Origin of the sequence: Komagataeibacter sp. SM21 (assembly GCF_041402665.1) — a bacterium.
Classification (GTDB): Bacteria; Pseudomonadota; Alphaproteobacteria; order Acetobacterales; family Acetobacteraceae; genus Komagataeibacter; species Komagataeibacter saccharivorans.
In genome coordinates this window covers 1-1,051 of the sequence record NZ_JBGLOV010000075.1, presented here as the reverse complement: position 1 = coordinate 1,051, position 1,051 = coordinate 1, and the positions used below count along the sequence as shown (strand labels likewise).

At 65.1% G+C, this 1,051-nt stretch carries 1 protein-coding gene; it reads right to left on the bottom strand.

Translation table 11 applies throughout. The features are described from left to right. Positions 1-947 (bottom strand): DUF1173 family protein (locus ACBR42_RS17090; RefSeq protein WP_371208835.1); only part of this gene is annotated, 947 nt, incomplete at its 3' end. Positions 948-1,051: the final 104 nt, after the last annotated feature.

Genomic DNA, 1,051 nt, shown 5'->3' with positions numbered 1-1,051 from the left:
TCGGGCTCCACTTCCATAAGCGCCACATCATCCGCCCATGCCCCGATCCGAACCCGATCGCCATCACAACCAACCCTTACCGTCGCAGTAACAAGCCCGATCACCCGGATCGCGCGTTGTCCGCGCGCCTGACCCAGCGCCGCCATGGCCATGGGGAAACGCCGGGCAAGGCGCTGCATCCAGTCGGCATGTGCCGCTACACGCAGGTCATATCCCGCTGCGCCGTCGAAGCCGATCGAAACGAAGCCAGCGTCCTGCCGCCCCCTGCGCAACGTTATGGAGTCCACTACGCCCAGCAGCAGGATACGCCATGTATCGCCACAGGAGCGCGCCGTGCGACGCAGAAGCGCCGGACCATCCTCATCGCCATAGCCAACCATGGCGAGCCGGTCCCCAAGAAGCTGGTTGCGCCCTGTGGTGATGTCGCCAGCTGCCGTCACCAGTGCCTGTCTTACACCTGTCCACCACCTGCGCCGCCGACCGATATCGGGGCTCCAGGTATTGAGACGCGCCTGCTCCCACAGGAGATGCAACAGACCAAGCTCGGTCATGCGTGCCTGTCGCGGCGCGCCCCCTGCGCCATTGGCTGCCGCCCCGGCGGTGGGGGCGACTGCCGGGGGCACATCCGCCGTGTCACGGATACGAAGACCACGACGCAACGCAACCCGCAGGTCGCCATTCGCCATTTCCCGGACGACACCCTCTTCATACCCGCTCCGCCCGCTCCGGCGGACATCCGTTTCATGGAACGGACAGGAAGGGTGATGCAATGCCCCCTGCCCTGGGAAACGCGCGATATGATAGGCCTCCACCAGTCTTCCGGCCTGCAGCCGCTCTGCCCGCCTGACGACCAGTTCAAGATTGTGGCCCTCATGGAGACAGTCGCAATGGGGGCGTCTGTCCGCACCGTGGGCCGCCGCCAGCAGGCGCTGCCATCTCTCCACCATGCGAGGATCCATGTCCCAGCTACGCCGGCCCCTGCGTCCATTACCGAACGTGATCCAGTCAGACATGGCCAGAATTCCCTTCCGTTCCTGTATTGCCCGATTGC